The sequence below is a fragment of the Sinomonas sp. ASV322 genome (assembly GCF_030908245.1).
In the GTDB taxonomy this organism is placed as follows: domain Bacteria; phylum Actinomycetota; class Actinomycetes; order Actinomycetales; family Micrococcaceae; genus Sinomonas.
In genome coordinates, this window is sequence record NZ_JAVFJJ010000003.1 from 391,659 (window position 1) to 407,006 (window position 15,348).

Annotated in this window: 14 protein-coding genes; 9 read left to right on the plus strand and 5 right to left on the minus strand. The window is 68.9% G+C overall.

Going from position 1 to position 15,348, the window contains the following annotated elements:
* Positions 1 to 19 precede the first annotated feature (19 nt).
* The gene (locus tag RBS12_RS06620; RefSeq protein ID WP_307965271.1) at positions 20 to 646 is read right to left on the minus strand and encodes a PH domain-containing protein; all 627 of its coding nucleotides are present in this window, start codon (positions 644 to 646) and stop codon (positions 20 to 22) included.
* A 176-nt stretch (positions 647 to 822) separates the two neighbouring features.
* Between RBS12_RS06620 and RBS12_RS06625 the strand changes: the two genes are divergently transcribed.
* Complete coding sequence (locus tag RBS12_RS06625; RefSeq protein ID WP_307965301.1) at positions 823 to 2,595, plus strand: ABC transporter ATP-binding protein; 1,773 nt, start codon at positions 823 to 825, stop codon at positions 2,593 to 2,595.
* Between the two features lie 30 nt (positions 2,596 to 2,625).
* On the opposite strand, the gene RBS12_RS06630 is transcribed toward RBS12_RS06625, so the two are convergent.
* Positions 2,626 to 3,468, minus strand: coding sequence for an SGNH/GDSL hydrolase family protein (locus RBS12_RS06630; protein ID WP_307965272.1), 843 nt, complete (start codon positions 3,466 to 3,468; stop codon positions 2,626 to 2,628).
* A gap of 154 nt (positions 3,469 to 3,622) precedes the next feature.
* On the opposite strand from RBS12_RS06630, the gene typA reads away from it, so the two are divergent.
* A complete protein-coding gene (gene typA / locus RBS12_RS06635; protein ID WP_307965273.1) occupies positions 3,623 to 5,548 on the plus strand; it encodes a translational GTPase TypA in 1,926 nt (641 codons plus the stop codon).
* A gap of 319 nt (positions 5,549 to 5,867) precedes the next feature.
* Here typA and RBS12_RS06640 read toward each other — a convergent pair whose 3' ends face one another.
* Positions 5,868 to 6,359 (minus strand): winged helix-turn-helix domain-containing protein, encoded by a 492-nt coding sequence (locus RBS12_RS06640; RefSeq protein ID WP_307965274.1) that lies wholly within the window; start codon positions 6,357 to 6,359, stop codon positions 5,868 to 5,870.
* Between the two features lie 66 nt (positions 6,360 to 6,425).
* Between RBS12_RS06640 and RBS12_RS06645 the strand changes: the two genes are divergently transcribed.
* Positions 6,426 to 7,721, plus strand: coding sequence for an MFS transporter (locus RBS12_RS06645; RefSeq protein WP_307965275.1), 1,296 nt, complete (start codon positions 6,426 to 6,428; stop codon positions 7,719 to 7,721).
* On the opposite strand, the gene RBS12_RS06650 is transcribed toward RBS12_RS06645, so the two are convergent.
* A complete protein-coding gene (locus RBS12_RS06650; protein WP_307965276.1) occupies positions 7,699 to 8,229 on the minus strand; it encodes a hypothetical protein in 531 nt (176 codons plus the stop codon). The genes RBS12_RS06645 and RBS12_RS06650 overlap by 23 nt on opposite strands.
* Before the next feature lie 184 nt (positions 8,230 to 8,413).
* Positions 8,414 to 8,644, minus strand: a complete 231-nt coding sequence (locus RBS12_RS06655) for a hypothetical protein (RefSeq protein WP_373886488.1) — start codon at positions 8,642 to 8,644, stop codon at positions 8,414 to 8,416.
* Between the two features lie 190 nt (positions 8,645 to 8,834).
* On the opposite strand from RBS12_RS06655, the gene fdxA (RBS12_RS06660) reads away from it, so the two are divergent.
* From fdxA (RBS12_RS06660) to RBS12_RS06685, 6 genes are all read left to right on the plus strand, one after another.
* Positions 8,835 to 9,158 (plus strand): ferredoxin, encoded by a 324-nt coding sequence (gene fdxA, locus RBS12_RS06660; protein WP_307965278.1) that lies wholly within the window; start codon positions 8,835 to 8,837, stop codon positions 9,156 to 9,158.
* 3 nt (positions 9,159 to 9,161) lie between these two features.
* On the plus strand, positions 9,162 to 10,352 hold the full coding sequence (dapC, locus tag RBS12_RS06665) for a succinyldiaminopimelate transaminase (RefSeq protein ID WP_307965279.1): 1,191 nt from the start codon (positions 9,162 to 9,164) through the stop codon (positions 10,350 to 10,352).
* Positions 10,353 to 10,465: 113 nt separating this feature from the next.
* A complete protein-coding gene (locus tag RBS12_RS06670) occupies positions 10,466 to 11,749 on the plus strand; it encodes a citrate synthase (protein WP_307965280.1) in 1,284 nt (427 codons plus the stop codon).
* A 467-nt stretch (positions 11,750 to 12,216) separates the two neighbouring features.
* Positions 12,217 to 12,540, plus strand: a complete 324-nt coding sequence (fdxA, locus tag RBS12_RS06675; RefSeq protein WP_307965278.1) for a ferredoxin — start codon at positions 12,217 to 12,219, stop codon at positions 12,538 to 12,540.
* A 3-nt stretch (positions 12,541 to 12,543) separates the two neighbouring features.
* The gene (gene dapC / locus RBS12_RS06680) at positions 12,544 to 13,734 is read left to right on the plus strand and encodes a succinyldiaminopimelate transaminase (RefSeq protein WP_307965279.1); all 1,191 of its coding nucleotides are present in this window, start codon (positions 12,544 to 12,546) and stop codon (positions 13,732 to 13,734) included.
* A 113-nt stretch (positions 13,735 to 13,847) separates the two neighbouring features.
* A complete protein-coding gene (locus tag RBS12_RS06685; protein WP_307965280.1) occupies positions 13,848 to 15,131 on the plus strand; it encodes a citrate synthase in 1,284 nt (427 codons plus the stop codon).
* The last annotated feature ends 217 nt before the right edge of the window (positions 15,132 to 15,348 follow it).

Sequence of the window (15,348 nt, forward strand, 5' to 3'; positions counted from 1 at the left end):
GGGAGCTGCGAGAGGCCGTCTAGGCGGCCAGGGTGACGATCGTCGCCGCGACGAGCACAAGCGTCGCTGCGACGATGCCCCACTCCGCTCTGCGCAGCACGGGCGTCTCGTCGGCCCGGCCGCCGGCCACGGCGCCGCGCTCCACCTGCTCCGCCCAGCGGCGGCGCACGAGGAGCGCGGCCTGGCCGGACACGGTGTGCGTGAGATCGCCGGGGCGGACCGAGTGCTCGGGGCCATAGCTGCTCTCGGGGAGTCCCGTGAGGTGCTGCGGCCTGGCGCCGCGGGCACCCCACATGCCCGGCGCGGGCGCGGCCCACGAGGCGAAGCGGCCCGAGCCGGTTACGAGCGTCAGCGCGTATTTCGTGTCGACGAAGGCGAGGGCTTCCCACGGGACGCCGATGCGCCGCAGCGGGTTGACGAGCTCGACGCCGGCATCGCTCACGACGACGGCGGGCCGCCAGAACAGTGCCCAGCCTGCGAACGCCATGAGCACGAGCGGAGCGGCGAAGCGGAGTCCGGGCAGGCCGGTCTGGACGACCGTCACGACGATCCCGAAGGCCGCTGCGGCCCACAGGAGCACGGCGAGGGCCGAGTTGCTCCGGGCCTTGAAGACGTCGACTTGACCGGCATGCTGCATGGCACTCATGCACCTAATATTTCAGGATTTTTTGAATTCCGTCCGCAGGGGCCGCACGTGCCCGGCGAGGCGGTGCACGGAAGGAAGAGCAGAGGATGACTGAGAACCTCGGCAGGGCGGGAAGCCCCGGAAGGCAGCGCCGCGGCGCGAAGGGCGGAATCGGCGCCGATCTGGTCAAGGGCCAGATGGTACTCGAGGTCAGCGACCTGAGCGTCGACTTCGGTGTCGAGAAGGAATGGGTTCCCGCGGCGATCAAGCTCAACTACGAGGTTCGCGCAGGCGAGGTCCTCGCGATCGTCGGAGAGTCGGGGTCCGGCAAGTCAGCGAGCTCGATGGCCCTCCTCGGCCTCCTGCCGTCGAACAGCCGCGTGTCCGGAAGCGTCAAGCTCGCGGGCAAGGAGCTGCTCGGCAAGGACCGCGCCGCCATCAAGCAGGCGCGCGGCAACGACGTCGCCGTCATCTTCCAGGAGCCCATGACGGCCCTCAACCCCGTGTACACGATCGGCAACCAGATCGTCGAGACCATCCGGCTCCACAACCCGATCTCGCCCGACGAGGCCAAGGCGCGCGCCCTCAAGATGCTCGAACTCGTCGAGCTCCCGGATCCGGAGAAGGCGTTCAAGTCGTACCCGCACCAGCTCTCGGGCGGCCAGCGCCAGCGCGCCATGATCGCCCAGTCGCTCTCGTGCGACCCCAAGCTGCTCATCGCCGATGAGCCGACGACGGCGCTCGACGTTACCGTCCAGGCCGAGATCCTCGACCTCATGCGCCACCTCAAGGACAAGCTCAACAGTGCCGTGATCCTCATCACCCACGACATGGGCGTCGTCGCGGACCTCGCGGACCGCATCGCCGTCATGCGCCGCGGCCTGATCGTCGAGGCAGGCTCGGCGGAGCAGATCTTCCACAACCCCCAGCACGAGTACACCCAGGCGCTGCTCGCCGCGGTGCCGCACCTCGGGCAGGGCTCTGAGGACGAGGCGGAGGTCGACATCACGGCGGCGCTCGCGGCGGCGACGGGCACCGAGCTCGAAGCGGTCGACGCCGCAGAGCTCGCCGTGCGCGAGAAGGAGAACCTCGAGGCGCTCGCCGAGGCCGAGGCCGCGAAGGAGCGCCGGGGCGAGCCGATCCTCGAGCTCAAGGGCGTCGCGATCGAGTACCCCAAGCAGGGTCGCGTGCCGGCGTTCCGCGCGGTCGAGGGCGCGGACCTCATCGTGTACCCGGGACAGGTCGTGGGCCTAGTCGGCGAGTCTGGCTCGGGCAAGACGACGATCGGGCGGGCCGCCGTCGGCCTCCTCCCGGTGGCCGAGGGGTCGCTCAAGGTCGTGGGCCGCGAGATCTCCCAGCTCAAGAAGAACTCGAAGGAGCTGCACGACATCCGGCGCTCGGTGGGCATGGTGTTCCAGGACCCGTCGTCGTCGCTCAATCCCCGCCTTCCCATCGGCGAGTCGATCGGCGAGCCCATGTACCTCGCGGGCGTCGCGAAGGGCGCCGATCTGCAGAAGCGCGTCGAGACGCTCCTCGACCAGGTCGAGCTCCCGCGCTCGTACCGCAACCGCTACCCGCACGAGCTCTCCGGCGGCCAGAAGCAGCGCGTCGGCATCGCCCGCGCGCTCTCGCTCAAGCCGAAGCTCATGGTCGCGGACGAGCCCACGTCCGCGCTCGACGTCTCGGTCCAGGCCAAGGTCCTCGAGCTCTTCCAGGCGCTCCAGAAGGAGCTCGGCTTCGCGGCCCTGTTCGTGACCCACGACCTCGCGGTGATCGACGTCCTCGCCGATCACATCTGCGTGATGCAGCGTGGCAAGATCGTCGAACAGGGCTCGCGGGACCAGATCCTGCGCAACCCGCAGGAGGCGTACACGCAGCGCCTGCTCGCCGCCGTTCCACTTCCCGATCCCGAGAAGCAGCGCGAGCGCCGTGAGCTGCGCGAACTGCTCCTCGCGAGCGGCATCGAGTAGCCCCGCGGGACACGGGCGCGGCCGAGGGGCTCAGCCGAGCGCGAGCCCCTTGGCCGCGAGGACTTGCGCGAAGATCGGCGCGAGCCGCGCCTTGCCCGCGGGGTTGAGGTGGACGCCGTCGGCGAGCTCGCCCGCGAGCCCGTAGCGCGAGATCCAGTCGCCGCACGCGATGAAGGGAAGGCCGAGCTCTGCCGACGTCCGCCCGAGGAGCGTGTCGACCTGCGTGCGCCGCCCACCGCCGTCGGCCGCCGACTTCGCGAGCGTGCCGACCACGACCGTCGTCGACTGCGGGTAGCTCGCCCGCACCTCGGCGAGGAGGGAGCGGACGCCCGCGATGATCGCGGCGTCGGCCGCGCCGCGCGTCGCATCGTTTCCGCCACCCTGGAGCACGACGAGCGCAGGGGTGCCGTAGGGGATGAACCAGTCGCCGAGGCGCAGGGCGTCCGCGTAGTCGTGGGCCGCCGCCGTCCCGACGGAGAACCCGGTTCCGCCCCGGCCCGCGAAGTACACGGTGTAGCCGGCGCGCTCGAGGCCCTTGCGGACCCAGCTGTCGGCCGGCTCGGACTGCGAGTCGCCGATGAGCACGGCGGTTTTCGCGAGGCTCCCGCGCACGACTTCGCGCCGCCCGCTCGCTGGGTTGAAATAGAACGAGCCGAGGGGCAGCAGCGTCGGGGCCGTGCTGCTGAATCCGCGGGGGAGACGCGCCTCGAGCGCTAGGCTCCGTGCGCCGCCCGCGCCATCGGCGTCGTCGGACGCGGACGACGGCGAGCGGCCAGGCTGCGCCGTGGCACACCCAGCGGCGCCGAGCGCCATGACGAGCGCGACGATGGCGGCGCGCGCCGACCAGGCGGGACGAAGGCCTCGGCTGCCCAAGGGCACCCCTCTCGCGGAACTGACAGTGCCGTAATCATCGTAAAATGGACTTGCTGGCCCTCAAGAGGGTCTGTTCCGTTGTGTCTCCAAGCGCTCTACCATGCTCCCGCGAGGCCTCGGACCGTCGCGACCCACCGAATCGAGCCCGAAGCGAATGACTGAAACTGTGTCCACCGCGTCCCGCACCGACCTCCGCAACGTTGCCATCGTGGCGCACGTCGACCATGGCAAGACGACCCTCGTCGACGCGATGCTCAAGCAGACCAACTCGTTCGCCGCGCACAGCGCGGTCGAGGACCGCGTCATGGACTCCGGCGACCTCGAGCGCGAGAAGGGCATCACGATCCTCGCCAAGAACACGACCGTCCTCTACGGCGGTCCGGCGGCGGCTGAGGTCGGCGAGCCCAACGGCATCCTCATCAACGTCATCGACACCCCGGGCCACGCTGACTTCGGCGGCGAGGTCGAGCGTGGACTTTCGATGGTCGACGGCGTCGTGCTCCTCGTCGACGCCTCCGAGGGCCCGCTCCCGCAGACCCGCTTCGTGCTGCGCAAGGCCCTCGCCGCGCACAAGCCCGTGATCCTCGTCGTCAACAAGACGGACCGACCGGACGCCCGCATCGAGGAGGTCGTCCACGAGACGATGGACCTCCTCCTGGGCCTGGCCTCGGACCTCGCGGACGAGGTTCCGGACCTCGACCTCGACAAGGTCCTCGACGTCCCGGTCGTCTACGCCGCCGCGCGCGCCGGCGCGTCGTCGCTCGAGCAGCCCGTGGACGGCACGGTGCCGGCGAACGACAACCTCGAGCCACTCTTCGAGACGATCATCAAGCACATCCCGGCGCCCACGTACGATCCCGAGGGCGTCCTCCAGGCGCACGTGACCAACCTCGACGCGTCGCCGTTCCTCGGCCGCCTCGCGCTCCTGCGCATCTACAACGGCACGCTGCGCAAGGGCCAGCAGGTCGCGTGGGCCCGCCACGACGGCACGCTCAAGACGGTCAAGATCACCGAGCTCCTGGCCACGAAGGCGCTCGAGCGCGTGCCCGCCGAGTCGGCTGGCCCGGGCGAGATCGTCGCCGTCGCCGGCATCGAGGACATCACGATCGGCGAGACGCTCACGGACCTCGAGAACCCGCAGCCGCTCCCGCTCATCACGGTCGACGACCCGGCCATCTCCATGACGATCGGCATCAACACGTCCCCGCTCGCGGGCCGTGTCAAGGGCGCCAAGGTCACGGCGCGCCAGGTCAAGGACCGCCTCGACAAGGAGCTCATCGGCAACGTCTCGATCCGCGTCCTGCCGACCGAGCGTCCCGACGCGTGGGAGGTCCAGGGCCGCGGCGAGCTCGCCCTGGCCATCCTGGTCGAGCAGATGCGCCGCGAGGGCTTCGAGCTCACGGTGGGCAAGCCGCAGGTCGTGACCAAGAAGGTCGACGGGCACGTGCACGAGCCCATGGAGCACATGACGATCGACGTCCCCGAGGAGTACCTCGGCGCTGTGACGCAGCTCCTCGCGGCGCGCAAGGGCCGCATGACCAACATGTCGAACCACGGCACCGGCTGGGTCCGCATGGAGTTCATCGTCCCGTCGCGCGGCCTCATCGGCTTCCGCACGAAGTTCCTGACGGACACGCGCGGCGCGGGCATCGCGTCGTCGATCTCCGAGGGCTACGAGCCGTGGGCCGGCGAGATCGAGTACCGCACGAACGGCTCGCTCATCGCGGACCGCGCAGGGGTCGCCACCCCGTTCGCGATGATCAACCTCCAGGAGCGCGGGTCGTTCTTCGTCCAGCCCACGGCCGAGGTGTACGAGGGCATGATCGTGGGCGAGAACTCGCGCGCCGACGACATGGATGTGAACATCACCAAGGAGAAGAAGCTCACGAACATGCGCTCTTCGACCGCGGACAACTTCGAGGGCCTCACGCCGCCGCGCACGCTCACGCTCGAGGAATCCCTCGAGTTTGCGCGCGAGGACGAGTGCGTCGAGATCACGCCCGAGGACATCCGCATCCGCAAGGTCATCCTCGACGCAAACGAGCGCCTCAAGGCGAGCCGGTCACGCGCCCGCTCCTGAGCGGGGCCTTCACGGCGAGCGAGGATCGCCGTAAGCGGACGACGGCGTGAGCGGACGACGGCGTGAGCGGACGACAGCGTGAGCGGACGACGGCGGGTGCCCACCCGCCGTCGTCCGCTTTCCCGTTCAGGGGTCACCTCCCGCGGGTGGCGCGTCGTCTAAGGGTCACGTCCCGTGGGTTCCACCCCCATCAGGTGACCCCTGAATGGGGCTCCACCCACAGGAGGTGACCCCTGAAGGGGACCCCACCCACAGGAGGTGACCCCTAAACGAGCCTCAACCCACATCAGGTGACTCTTGAACGGACGGGGGCGGGGCGTCAGTCGGCGGTCGGGTCCGGGTGGTGCGCGACCATGAGCGAGGTCGCGACGCCGTCCGGATCGCTGGGCATCGCGACGTACTCGTCGACGACGGCGCGCAGCTTCGCGAGCATCTCCTGGCAGTGCTCGGCGTTGAGCTTGAGGCCGAGCCGCCACACCTCGATGTCCTCGGGCGGAAGCGCCGCCGTCTCCTGGACGAAGGTCTCGATGAGGACGGGAGCGACGTCGTCGACGTGCTGGCCCCACGAACGTCGGGTCGCAAGGTAGGGGACTTCGCGCGCGCCCCGCTTGCCGCGGCGCTCCTCCTGCGGCGCGAGAAAGCCGGTCGAGACCAGCGTCCGCACGTGGTGGAGGGTCGACGCCGGATTGAGGCCGAGGAGGTCGGCGATCTCCTTGTTGGTGCGCGCGTGGTGGAGGCACAGGCGCAGGATGCGCAGCCTGAGAGGAGAACTGAGGGCGCGGCCCTTGGCGGCTTCGTCGGACATCGACATGGGATCACTCTACCGATGCCCGCCTGAGTGATTGACACTTCCCAATCACTGCCTCACACTGGCCGCATGGGAATAACTCCCTCCGAGCCGGCCACCGTCGTTCCGCTCGTCCGGCGCCCGTCCTTCGTCGCGTTCTGGACCGGTCAGGGTGTGAGCCAGCTTGGCGTCCAGCTCGGCCAGCTCGCGCTCCCCGTCCTCGCCGTGAACCTCCTCGGGGCGCGAGAAGGGGACCTCGGCGTGCTCAATGCCGCGTCGATGGCTGCGTTCCTCGTCGTCGGGCTGCCGGCCGGGGCGTGGGTCGACCGCTGGCTCAAGCGCCGCACGATGATCCGCGCGAACCTCGTGCGCATGGCTGCGATGCTCGCCGTGCCGCTCCTCGCGTGGGCCGGCGCGCTCCAGATGTGGCACCTCTTCGCGATCGCGGCCGTCGTCGGCGTAGCGACTGTCTTCTTCGATGTCGCCTACCAGAGCTATATCCCGCTTCTCGTGGACCGCGAGCACGTCGCCGACGCGAACGGCAAGCTCGAGGCCACGGCGCAGGTCTCGCGTCTGGGCGGGCCCGCGCTCGGGGGCTTCCTACTCACGCTCGTGAGCGCGCCCGTGCTCTTCGCCGCAGAGGCTGGCGGCTATCTCGCCTCCGCGCTGTGCCTCACGCGCGTGCACGACTCTGAGTTGACGCCTGAGCGTCCCGACGACAGCAGCCTGGTGCGCGAGATCCGCGAAGGGGCCGCGTTCGTCGTCGGGCATCCGCTCATCCGCCGCATCGTCGCGAGCACCGCAATCGGCAACCTCTTCTCGTCGATCGTCTACGTGCTCATGCCGCTCGTGGTCCTTCGGGACCTCGGCCTCGGGCCCGCGGGGTTCGGGGCCGTGCTCTCGATCGGTTCGGTCGGCGGCGTCATCGGTGCGATGGCGGCCCCGTGGCTCGCCGCGCGCGTGGGGGAGGGCCCCCTGCTCCCGCTCGGGCTCATGGCGGGCGGGGCCGCCGTCGTCCTCTTCCCGCTCTCGCTCCTCGCGGGGTCGGCGCCGGCAGCTTTCGCGATGCTCGCGACGGGCGAGTTCTTCATGAGCCTCGGCGTCGTCGTCTACAACGTCATGCAGGTGAGCATGCGCCAGCGCGTGTGCCCGCCGCGGCTGCTCGGCCGCATGAACGCGTCGATCCGCTGCGTCGTGTGGGGCGTCATGCCGATCGGAAGCCTCCTGGGGGGGTGGATCGGCGGGGCGTTCGGCATCGGCCCCACCCTGTGGGTCGGCATCGGCGGGATGCTGTGCGCGTGCGTGCCCGTCGCCATCGGGCCGTTCTTCCGGCTCCGGCGCCTGCCGGACGCCGAGGCGGACCTCAGCGCACGGCAGTCGGGCTGACCGCGTGGGACGCCGCGTCGAACACCGTCCACGTGCCGGGGATCCGGTTCGTGACGCCGTTCTCGAGGTCGGTCACGAGCAGTTCGGACCAGGTCGCTCGCACAAGGCTCACCTTCGTGCCTCGCTCGGCCGGTACGAGGCCGAGGAGGAGGCTGAGGGGCGGGGCGTTGAGGACGAGGTCGGCGCCCGTTCTTCCGGAGCGATCCGAGACGGTCTCGCAGTCGTCCGACTGGACGGTCCACAGTGTTTGGCGACCGCGCTGGGGCACCTCGCCGAGCGGGTTGGACACGAGTTCGAGGACGGCGCCGAAGCGCGCCGCGGCGTGGATTGTCGCGCGGCCGGACCGTTCGGGGAGTTCTTCCGTGACGCGGACTCGCAGCGCACAGTCGACGAGCGAGGCGTCGAGGCCCGTGAATCGGGGCACACGGTGGCGCTCGCGCGGGAGGAGTTCGCGGACGGTGTAGGCGGGGACTGGGCTCCAGACGGCGAGCCGATCTTTGAGGGACATGATGATGCTCTGCTTCGCTTCTGACGGGGGATGTCATGGGCGTGCCTCCCAGCGGCAACGCACGCGGTGCGGCCCGAAGGCTTCCGCTGCCTGGCATGGGGAGGCGAGACCAACTCATACCATTAAATCATCTCGATGGATAAATCATACGCCTGTGAATTTGGTCACGCAAGAAGGTTCGGAATCACTCGGCCCGGCGGGCTCGTGGCGCCGGGGGCGGAGGAACCGGCTTCGCGGCGACCACAGAGTCGAGGCGAACGACGTCGAGGCCGCGGCGGGTCGCGATCGTCACCTCGGTGTCGCTGACCTGGGAGAGCTCTCCGAGCGAGTCCGTGAACCCGCCTTCGATGCGATGGCGGACGACGACGCGCGTCCCCGGCGGCAGGGAGCGGAGGAGGTCGGCGGGGCGCGGCACGGCGCCCATCCTAGAGGCAGCCGGGCCCGCCTTGTTTCCCCATGCTACGGAGTGTGACGGTCCGGTCGGTGGCTGCGACGCGCCAGACCGGGCTGTCTGGATTGGTGTGCCGAGCGGGGATGATAATAGGCTCGTTCGGCGGGAATGACCGCCGGTGGCCCGTCAGCAAGAATCGTCAGAAGGTGCAGCAGTGACATACGTGATCGCGCAGCCGTGCGTGGATGTTAAGGACAAGGCCTGCGTCGAGGAGTGCCCGGTCGACTGCATCTACGAGGGCGAGCGGTCCCTGTACATCCACCCGGACGAGTGCGTCGACTGCGGCGCGTGCGAGCCGGTGTGCCCAGTCGAGGCCATCTACTACGAGGACGACGTCCCCGACGAGTGGGCCGACTACTACAAGGCCAACGTCGAGTTCTTCGACGACCTGGGCTCGCCGGGCGGCGCGGCCAAGCTGGGCAACACGGGCAAGGACCACCCGCTCGTCTCGGCCCTGCCCCCGCAGAACCAAGACTGACGCGTGCGGAACGGCAGCGGAGCGGCCGAAGCCAGCGGATCCTCGGCGGGACTCGGGACGGAGCGCGCCTTCGGGCTCGACCTCCCCGACTATCCGTGGGAGTCGATGGCCCCCTATCTCGAGTCGGCGCGCCACCATCCCGGCGGAGTCGTCAACCTCTCGATCGGCACCCCCGTCGACCCGACGCCCGAGCTCGTGCAGGAGGCGCTCCGGGCCGCGGCCGATGCCCCTGGCTATCCGACGGTGCACGGGACGCCTGCCGTCCGCGAGGCCGTCGTCGAGTGGTTCGCACGCCGGCGGGGCGTCGACGGCCTCGACGAGCAGGCCGTCATGCCGACGATCGGCTCGAAGGAGCTTGTCGCGTGGCTGCCCTTCTTCCTCGGCCTCGGGCCGGGCGACGTCGTCGTGCGGCCTCGCGTCGCGTACCCGACGTATGACATCGGCGCGCGCCTGGCCGGCGCTACGGCCGTGGCCGCGGACAGCCTCGACGAGCTTGACGCCGAGACTCGCGCCCGGGTCCGCCTCGTGTGGCTCAACTCGCCGGGCAATCCCACAGGTGCCGTGCGCACCGCCGAGGCGATGCGCACCGTCGTCGACGATGCGCGCGCGCTCGGCGCGGTCGTTGCTTCGGACGAATGCTACGCCGAGCTCGGCTGGGGTGCGTGGGACGTCCAGCGCGGCGGAGAGCCGGTGCCGTCCGTCCTCGATCCGCGGGTCAGCGGCGGGGACTTCACCGGGCTCCTGAGCGTCTATTCGCTCAGCAAGCAGTCCAACCTCGCGGGCTATCGGGCGGCCTTCGTTGCGGGCGCACCAGAGCTCATGCCGAATCTCGTGAACAGCCGAAAGCACGCCGGCATGATCATGCCGTATCCCGTGCAGGAGGCCATGCGTGTGGCTCTCGGCGACCATGCGCACGTTGAAGCGCAGAAGGGCCGCTACCGCTCGCGCCGCGAGAGGCTTGTGCCCGCGCTCGAGTCGTTCGGGCTCCGCATCAGCCACTCCGAAGCGGGCCTCTACCTGTGGTGCACGGCGGGGGAGGACACCTGGACCACCGTGGGCCGCCTTGCCGAGCGCGGGATCGTCGTAGGACCAGGTCTGTTCTATGGCGACGACGGCGCGGGCTTCGTTCGCGTCGCCCTCACTGGCAGTGACGAGCGGGTCGACGCCGCCGTCGAGCGCCTCTCGCACGCGTGAGGAGCGCCTGAGACATTTCGCGGCGAACCCCGGGACGGCGGGTACCGATTAGTCGGCCACCCGCCGTCGGGGGTAGCTTTGGAGTGTTGCGAGCTACCCATGTAAGGGGAACCATGACTGACAAGAACGGTGCCACCCTGCGCCACGAAGGCGGGGAGCTGACCCTTCCCCGCATCGCCGCGGTCGAAGGCAATGACGGCTACGACGTGTCGAAGCTTCTCAAGGAAACAGGGGCGGTCACGTTCGACCCCGGCTTCATGAACACGGCAGCGACGACCTCGTCGATCACGTTCATCGACGGAGACGAAGGCATCCTGCGGTACCGCGGATACCCGATCGAGCAGTTGGCCCAGCACTCGAGCTTCCTCGAGGTTTCCTACCTCCTCATCTACGGCAACCTGCCGACGGCGACCCAGCTCGAGGAGTTCGACCAGAGGATCCGGCGCCACACGCTCCTGCACGAGGAGCTCAAGAGCTTCTTCGCGGGCTTCCCGCGCGACGCGCACCCCATGCCCGTCCTCTCCTCCGCCGTTTCGGCGCTGGGCACGTTCTACCAGGATTCGCTCGACCCGTTCAACGACGAGCAGGTGGAGCTTTCTACGATTCGCCTCATGGCGAAGCTGCCCGTCATCGCGGCGTACGCCCACAAGAAGTCGATCGGGCAGGCCCTGCTCTACCCGGACAACTCCATGAACCTCGTGGAGAACTTCCTGCGCCTCTGCTTCGGCCTCCCGGCCGAGCCGTACGAGCTCGATCCGCTCGTGGTCAAGGCCCTTGACCTGCTCCTCGTCCTCCACGCGGACCACGAGCAGAACTGCTCGACGTCGACCGTGCGTCTCGTTGGCTCCGCGAACGCGAACATGTTCGCCTCGATCTCCGCCGGCATCAACGCGCTCTTCGGCCCGCTCCATGGCGGCGCGAACGAGGCCGTTCTCAACATGCTGCGCCGCATCCAGTCCGACGGCATCCGCCCCGAGGACTACATGGAGAAGGTGAAGAACAAGGAAGACGGCGTCCGCCTCATGGGCTTCGGGCACCGCGTCTACAAGAACTACGATCCGCGCGCCAAGATCATCAAGGCGACCGCGCACGAGGTCCTCTCGAAGCTCGGCGGCAACGACGAGCTCCTCGACATCGCGATGCGGCTCGAAGAGAAGGCCCTCGCGGACGACTACTTCATCCAGCGCCGCCTCTACCCGAACGTGGATTTCTACACGGGCCTCATCTACAAGGCTATGGGCTTCCCGGAGAAGATGTTCACCGTCCTCTTCGCCATCGGCCGTCTCCCCGGCTGGATCGCCCAGTGGCGCGAGATGATCAAGGATCCCCAGACGAAGATTGGCCGCCCGAGGCAGCTCTACGTGGGCGAGCCGCAGCGCGACTATCCCGTGCGTTGACCCTAGCCCGGTTGCGCCGTCACGTTTGCCCGGTGCGGAGCACCCCGCAAACGTGACGGCGCAACACGAAAGTGAGACGGCCGGTGCCTTCCGCTGGGAAGTCACCGGCCGTCGTCGTACGCGGGGGGTGCGGCGGGGCTAGACGGTATGGAGTGACCACCACTTCGTGGGTGGTTGCGGGCCGGGGCCTCGCTCACGCAGATTCGTGGGTTACCGGGCAGAGTCCCCTGCCCGGCCTATCCGACATGCGTGGGAGGCCCCGGTGTTCATTGAGCGTACGAGTGTTGGGCTGGATGTGCACGCCCGTTCGGTTGCCGCGGCGGCGATCGACGGCGTGACCGGCGGGTGGCTGCGACGCGCCAGACCGGGCTGTCTGGATTGGTGTGCCGAGCGGGGATGATAATAGGCTCGTTCGGCGGGAATGACCGCCGGTGGCCCGTCAGCAAGAATCGTCAGAAGGTGCAGCAGTGACATACGTGATCGCGCAGCCGTGCGTGGATGTTAAGGACAAGGCCTGCGTCGAGGAGTGCCCGGTCGACTGCATCTACGAGGGCGAGCGGTCCCTGTACATCCACCCGGACGAGTGCGTCGACTGCGGCGCGTGCGAGCCGGTGTGCCCAGTCGAGGCCATCTACTACGAGGACGACGTCCCCGACGAGTGGGCCGACTACTACAAGGCCAACGTCGAGTTCTTCGACGACCTGGGCTCGCCGGGCGGCGCGGCCAAGCTGGGCAACACGGGCAAGGACCACCCGCTCGTCTCGGCCCTGCCCCCGCAGAACCAAGACTGACGCGTGCGGAACGGCAGCGGAGCGGCCGAAGCCAGCGGATCCTCGGCGGGACTCGGGACGGAGCGCGCCTTCGGGCTCGACCTCCCCGACTATCCGTGGGAGTCGATGGCCCCCTATCTCGAGTCGGCGCGCCACCATCCCGGCGGAGTCGTCAACCTCTCGATCGGCACCCCCGTCGACCCGACGCCCGAGCTCGTGCAGGAGGCGCTCCGGGCCGCGGCCGATGCCCCTGGCTATCCGACGGTGCACGGGACGCCTGCCGTCCGCGAGGCCGTCGTCGAGTGGTTCGCACGCCGGCGGGGCGTCGACGGCCTCGACGAGCAGGCCGTCATGCCGACGATCGGCTCGAAGGAGCTTGTCGCGTGGCTGCCCTTCTTCCTCGGCCTCGGGCCGGGCGACGTCGTCGTGCGGCCTCGCGTCGCGTACCCGACGTATGACATCGGCGCGCGCCTGGCCGGCGCTACGGCCGTGGCCGCGGACAGCCTCGACGAGCTTGACGCCGAGACTCGCGCCCGGGTCCGCCTCGTGTGGCTCAACTCGCCGGGCAATCCCACAGGTGCCGTGCGCACCGCCGAGGCGATGCGCACCGTCGTCGACGATGCGCGCGCGCTCGGCGCGGTCGTTGCTTCGGACGAATGCTACGCCGAGCTCGGCTGGGGTGCGTGGGACGTCCAGCGCGGCGGAGAGCCGGTGCCGTCCGTCCTCGATCCGCGGGTCAGCGGCGGGGACTTCACCGGGCTCCTGAGCGTCTATTCGCTCAGCAAGCAGTCCAACCTCGCGGGCTATCGGGCGGCCTTCGTTGCGGGCGCACCAGAGCTCATGCCGAATCTCGTGAACAGCCGAAAGCACGCCGGCATGATCATGCCGTATCCCGTGCAGGAGGCCATGCGTGTGGCTCTCGGCGACCATGCGCACGTTGAAGCGCAGAAGGGCCGCTACCGCTCGCGCCGCGAGAGGCTTGTGCCCGCGCTCGAGTCGTTCGGGCTCCGCATCAGCCACTCCGAAGCGGGCCTCTACCTGTGGTGCACGGCGGGGGAGGACACCTGGACCACCGTGGGCCGCCTTGCCGAGCGCGGGATCGTCGTAGGACCAGGTCTGTTCTATGGCGACGACGGCGCGGGCTTCGTTCGCGTCGCCCTCACTGGCAGTGACGAGCGGGTCGACGCCGCCGTCGAGCGCCTCTCGCACGCGTGAGGAGCGCCTGAGACATTTCGCGGCGAACCCCGGGACGGCGGGTACCGATTAGTCGGCCACCCGCCGTCGGGGGTAGCTTTGGAGTGTTGCGAGCTACCCATGTAAGGGGAACCATGACTGACAAGAACGGTGCCACCCTGCGCCACGAAGGCGGGGAGCTGACCCTTCCCCGCATCGCCGCGGTCGAAGGCAATGACGGCTACGACGTGTCGAAGCTTCTCAAGGAAACAGGGGCGGTCACGTTCGACCCCGGCTTCATGAACACGGCAGCGACGACCTCGTCGATCACGTTCATCGACGGAGACGAAGGCATCCTGCGGTACCGCGGATACCCGATCGAGCAGTTGGCCCAGCACTCGAGCTTCCTCGAGGTTTCCTACCTCCTCATCTACGGCAACCTGCCGACGGCGACCCAGCTCGAGGAGTTCGACCAGAGGATCCGGCGCCACACGCTCCTGCACGAGGAGCTCAAGAGCTTCTTCGCGGGCTTCCCGCGCGACGCGCACCCCATGCCCGTCCTCTCCTCCGCCGTTTCGGCGCTGGGCACGTTCTACCAGGATTCGCTCGACCCGTTCAACGACGAGCAGGTGGAGCTTTCTACGATTCGCCTCATGGCGAAGCTGCCCGTCATCGCGGCGTACGCCCACAAGAAGTCGATCGGGCAGGCCCTGCTCTACCCGGACAACTCCATGAACCTCGTGGAGAACTTCCTGCGCCTCTGCTTCGGCCTCCCGGCCGAGCCGTACGAGCTCGATCCGCTCGTGGTCAAGGCCCTTGACCTGCTCCTCGTCCTCCACGCGGACCACGAGCAGAACTGCTCGACGTCGACCGTGCGTCTCGTTGGCTCCGCGAACGCGAACATGTTCGCCTCGATCTCCGCCGGCATCAACGCGCTCTTCGGCCCGCTCCATGGCGGCGCGAACGAGGCCGTTCTCAACATGCTGCGCCGCATCCAGTCCGACGGCATCCGCCCCGAGGACTACATGGAGAAGGTGAAGAACAAGGAAGACGGCGTCCGCCTCATGGGCTTCGGGCACCGCGTCTACAAGAACTACGATCCGCGCGCCAAGATCATCAAGGCGACCGCGCACGAGGTCCTCTCGAAGCTCGGCGGCAACGACGAGCTCCTCGACATCGCGATGCGGCTCGAAGAGAAGGCCCTCGCGGACGACTACTTCATCCAGCGCCGCCTCTACCCGAACGTGGATTTCTACACGGGCCTCATCTACAAGGCTATGGGCTTCCCGGAGAAGATGTTCACCGTCCTCTTCGCCATCGGCCGTCTCCCCGGCTGGATCGCCCAGTGGCGCGAGATGATCAAGGATCCCCAGACGAAGATTGGCCGCCCGAGGCAGCTCTACGTGGGCGAGCCGCAGCGCGACTATCCCGTGCGTTGACCCTAGCCCGGTTGCGCCGCCCGGTTTGCCCGGTGCGGCCCACCCCCAAAAGGTGACGGCGCAACACGAAAGTGAGACGGCCGGTGCCTTCCGCTGGGAAGTCACCGGCCGTCGTCGTACGCGGGGGGTGCGGCGGGGCTAGACGGTATGGAGTGACCACCACTTCGTGGGTGGTTGCGGGCCGGGGCCTCGCTCACGCAGATTCGTGGGTTACCGG

Excerpts from the sequence above, each read along its gene's own strand:
- RBS12_RS06620 (WP_307965271.1), bottom strand. The coding sequence starts at position 646 with ATGAGTGCCATGCAGCATGCCGGTCAAGTCGACGTCTTCAAGGCCCGG.
- RBS12_RS06625 (WP_307965301.1), top strand. The coding sequence starts at position 823 with ATGGTACTCGAGGTCAGCGACCTGAGCGTCGACTTCGGTGTCGAGAAG.
- typA (WP_307965273.1), top strand. The coding sequence starts at position 3,623 with ATGACTGAAACTGTGTCCACCGCGTCCCGCACCGACCTCCGCAACGTT.
- RBS12_RS06640 (WP_307965274.1), bottom strand. The coding sequence starts at position 6,359 with ATGTCGATGTCCGACGAAGCCGCCAAGGGCCGCGCCCTCAGTTCTCCT.
- RBS12_RS06645 (WP_307965275.1), top strand. The coding sequence starts at position 6,426 with ATGGGAATAACTCCCTCCGAGCCGGCCACCGTCGTTCCGCTCGTCCGG.
- RBS12_RS06650 (WP_307965276.1), bottom strand. The coding sequence starts at position 8,229 with ATGTCCCTCAAAGATCGGCTCGCCGTCTGGAGCCCAGTCCCCGCCTAC.
- RBS12_RS06670 (WP_307965280.1), top strand. The coding sequence starts at position 10,466 with ATGACTGACAAGAACGGTGCCACCCTGCGCCACGAAGGCGGGGAGCTG.
- RBS12_RS06685 (WP_307965280.1), top strand. The coding sequence starts at position 13,848 with ATGACTGACAAGAACGGTGCCACCCTGCGCCACGAAGGCGGGGAGCTG.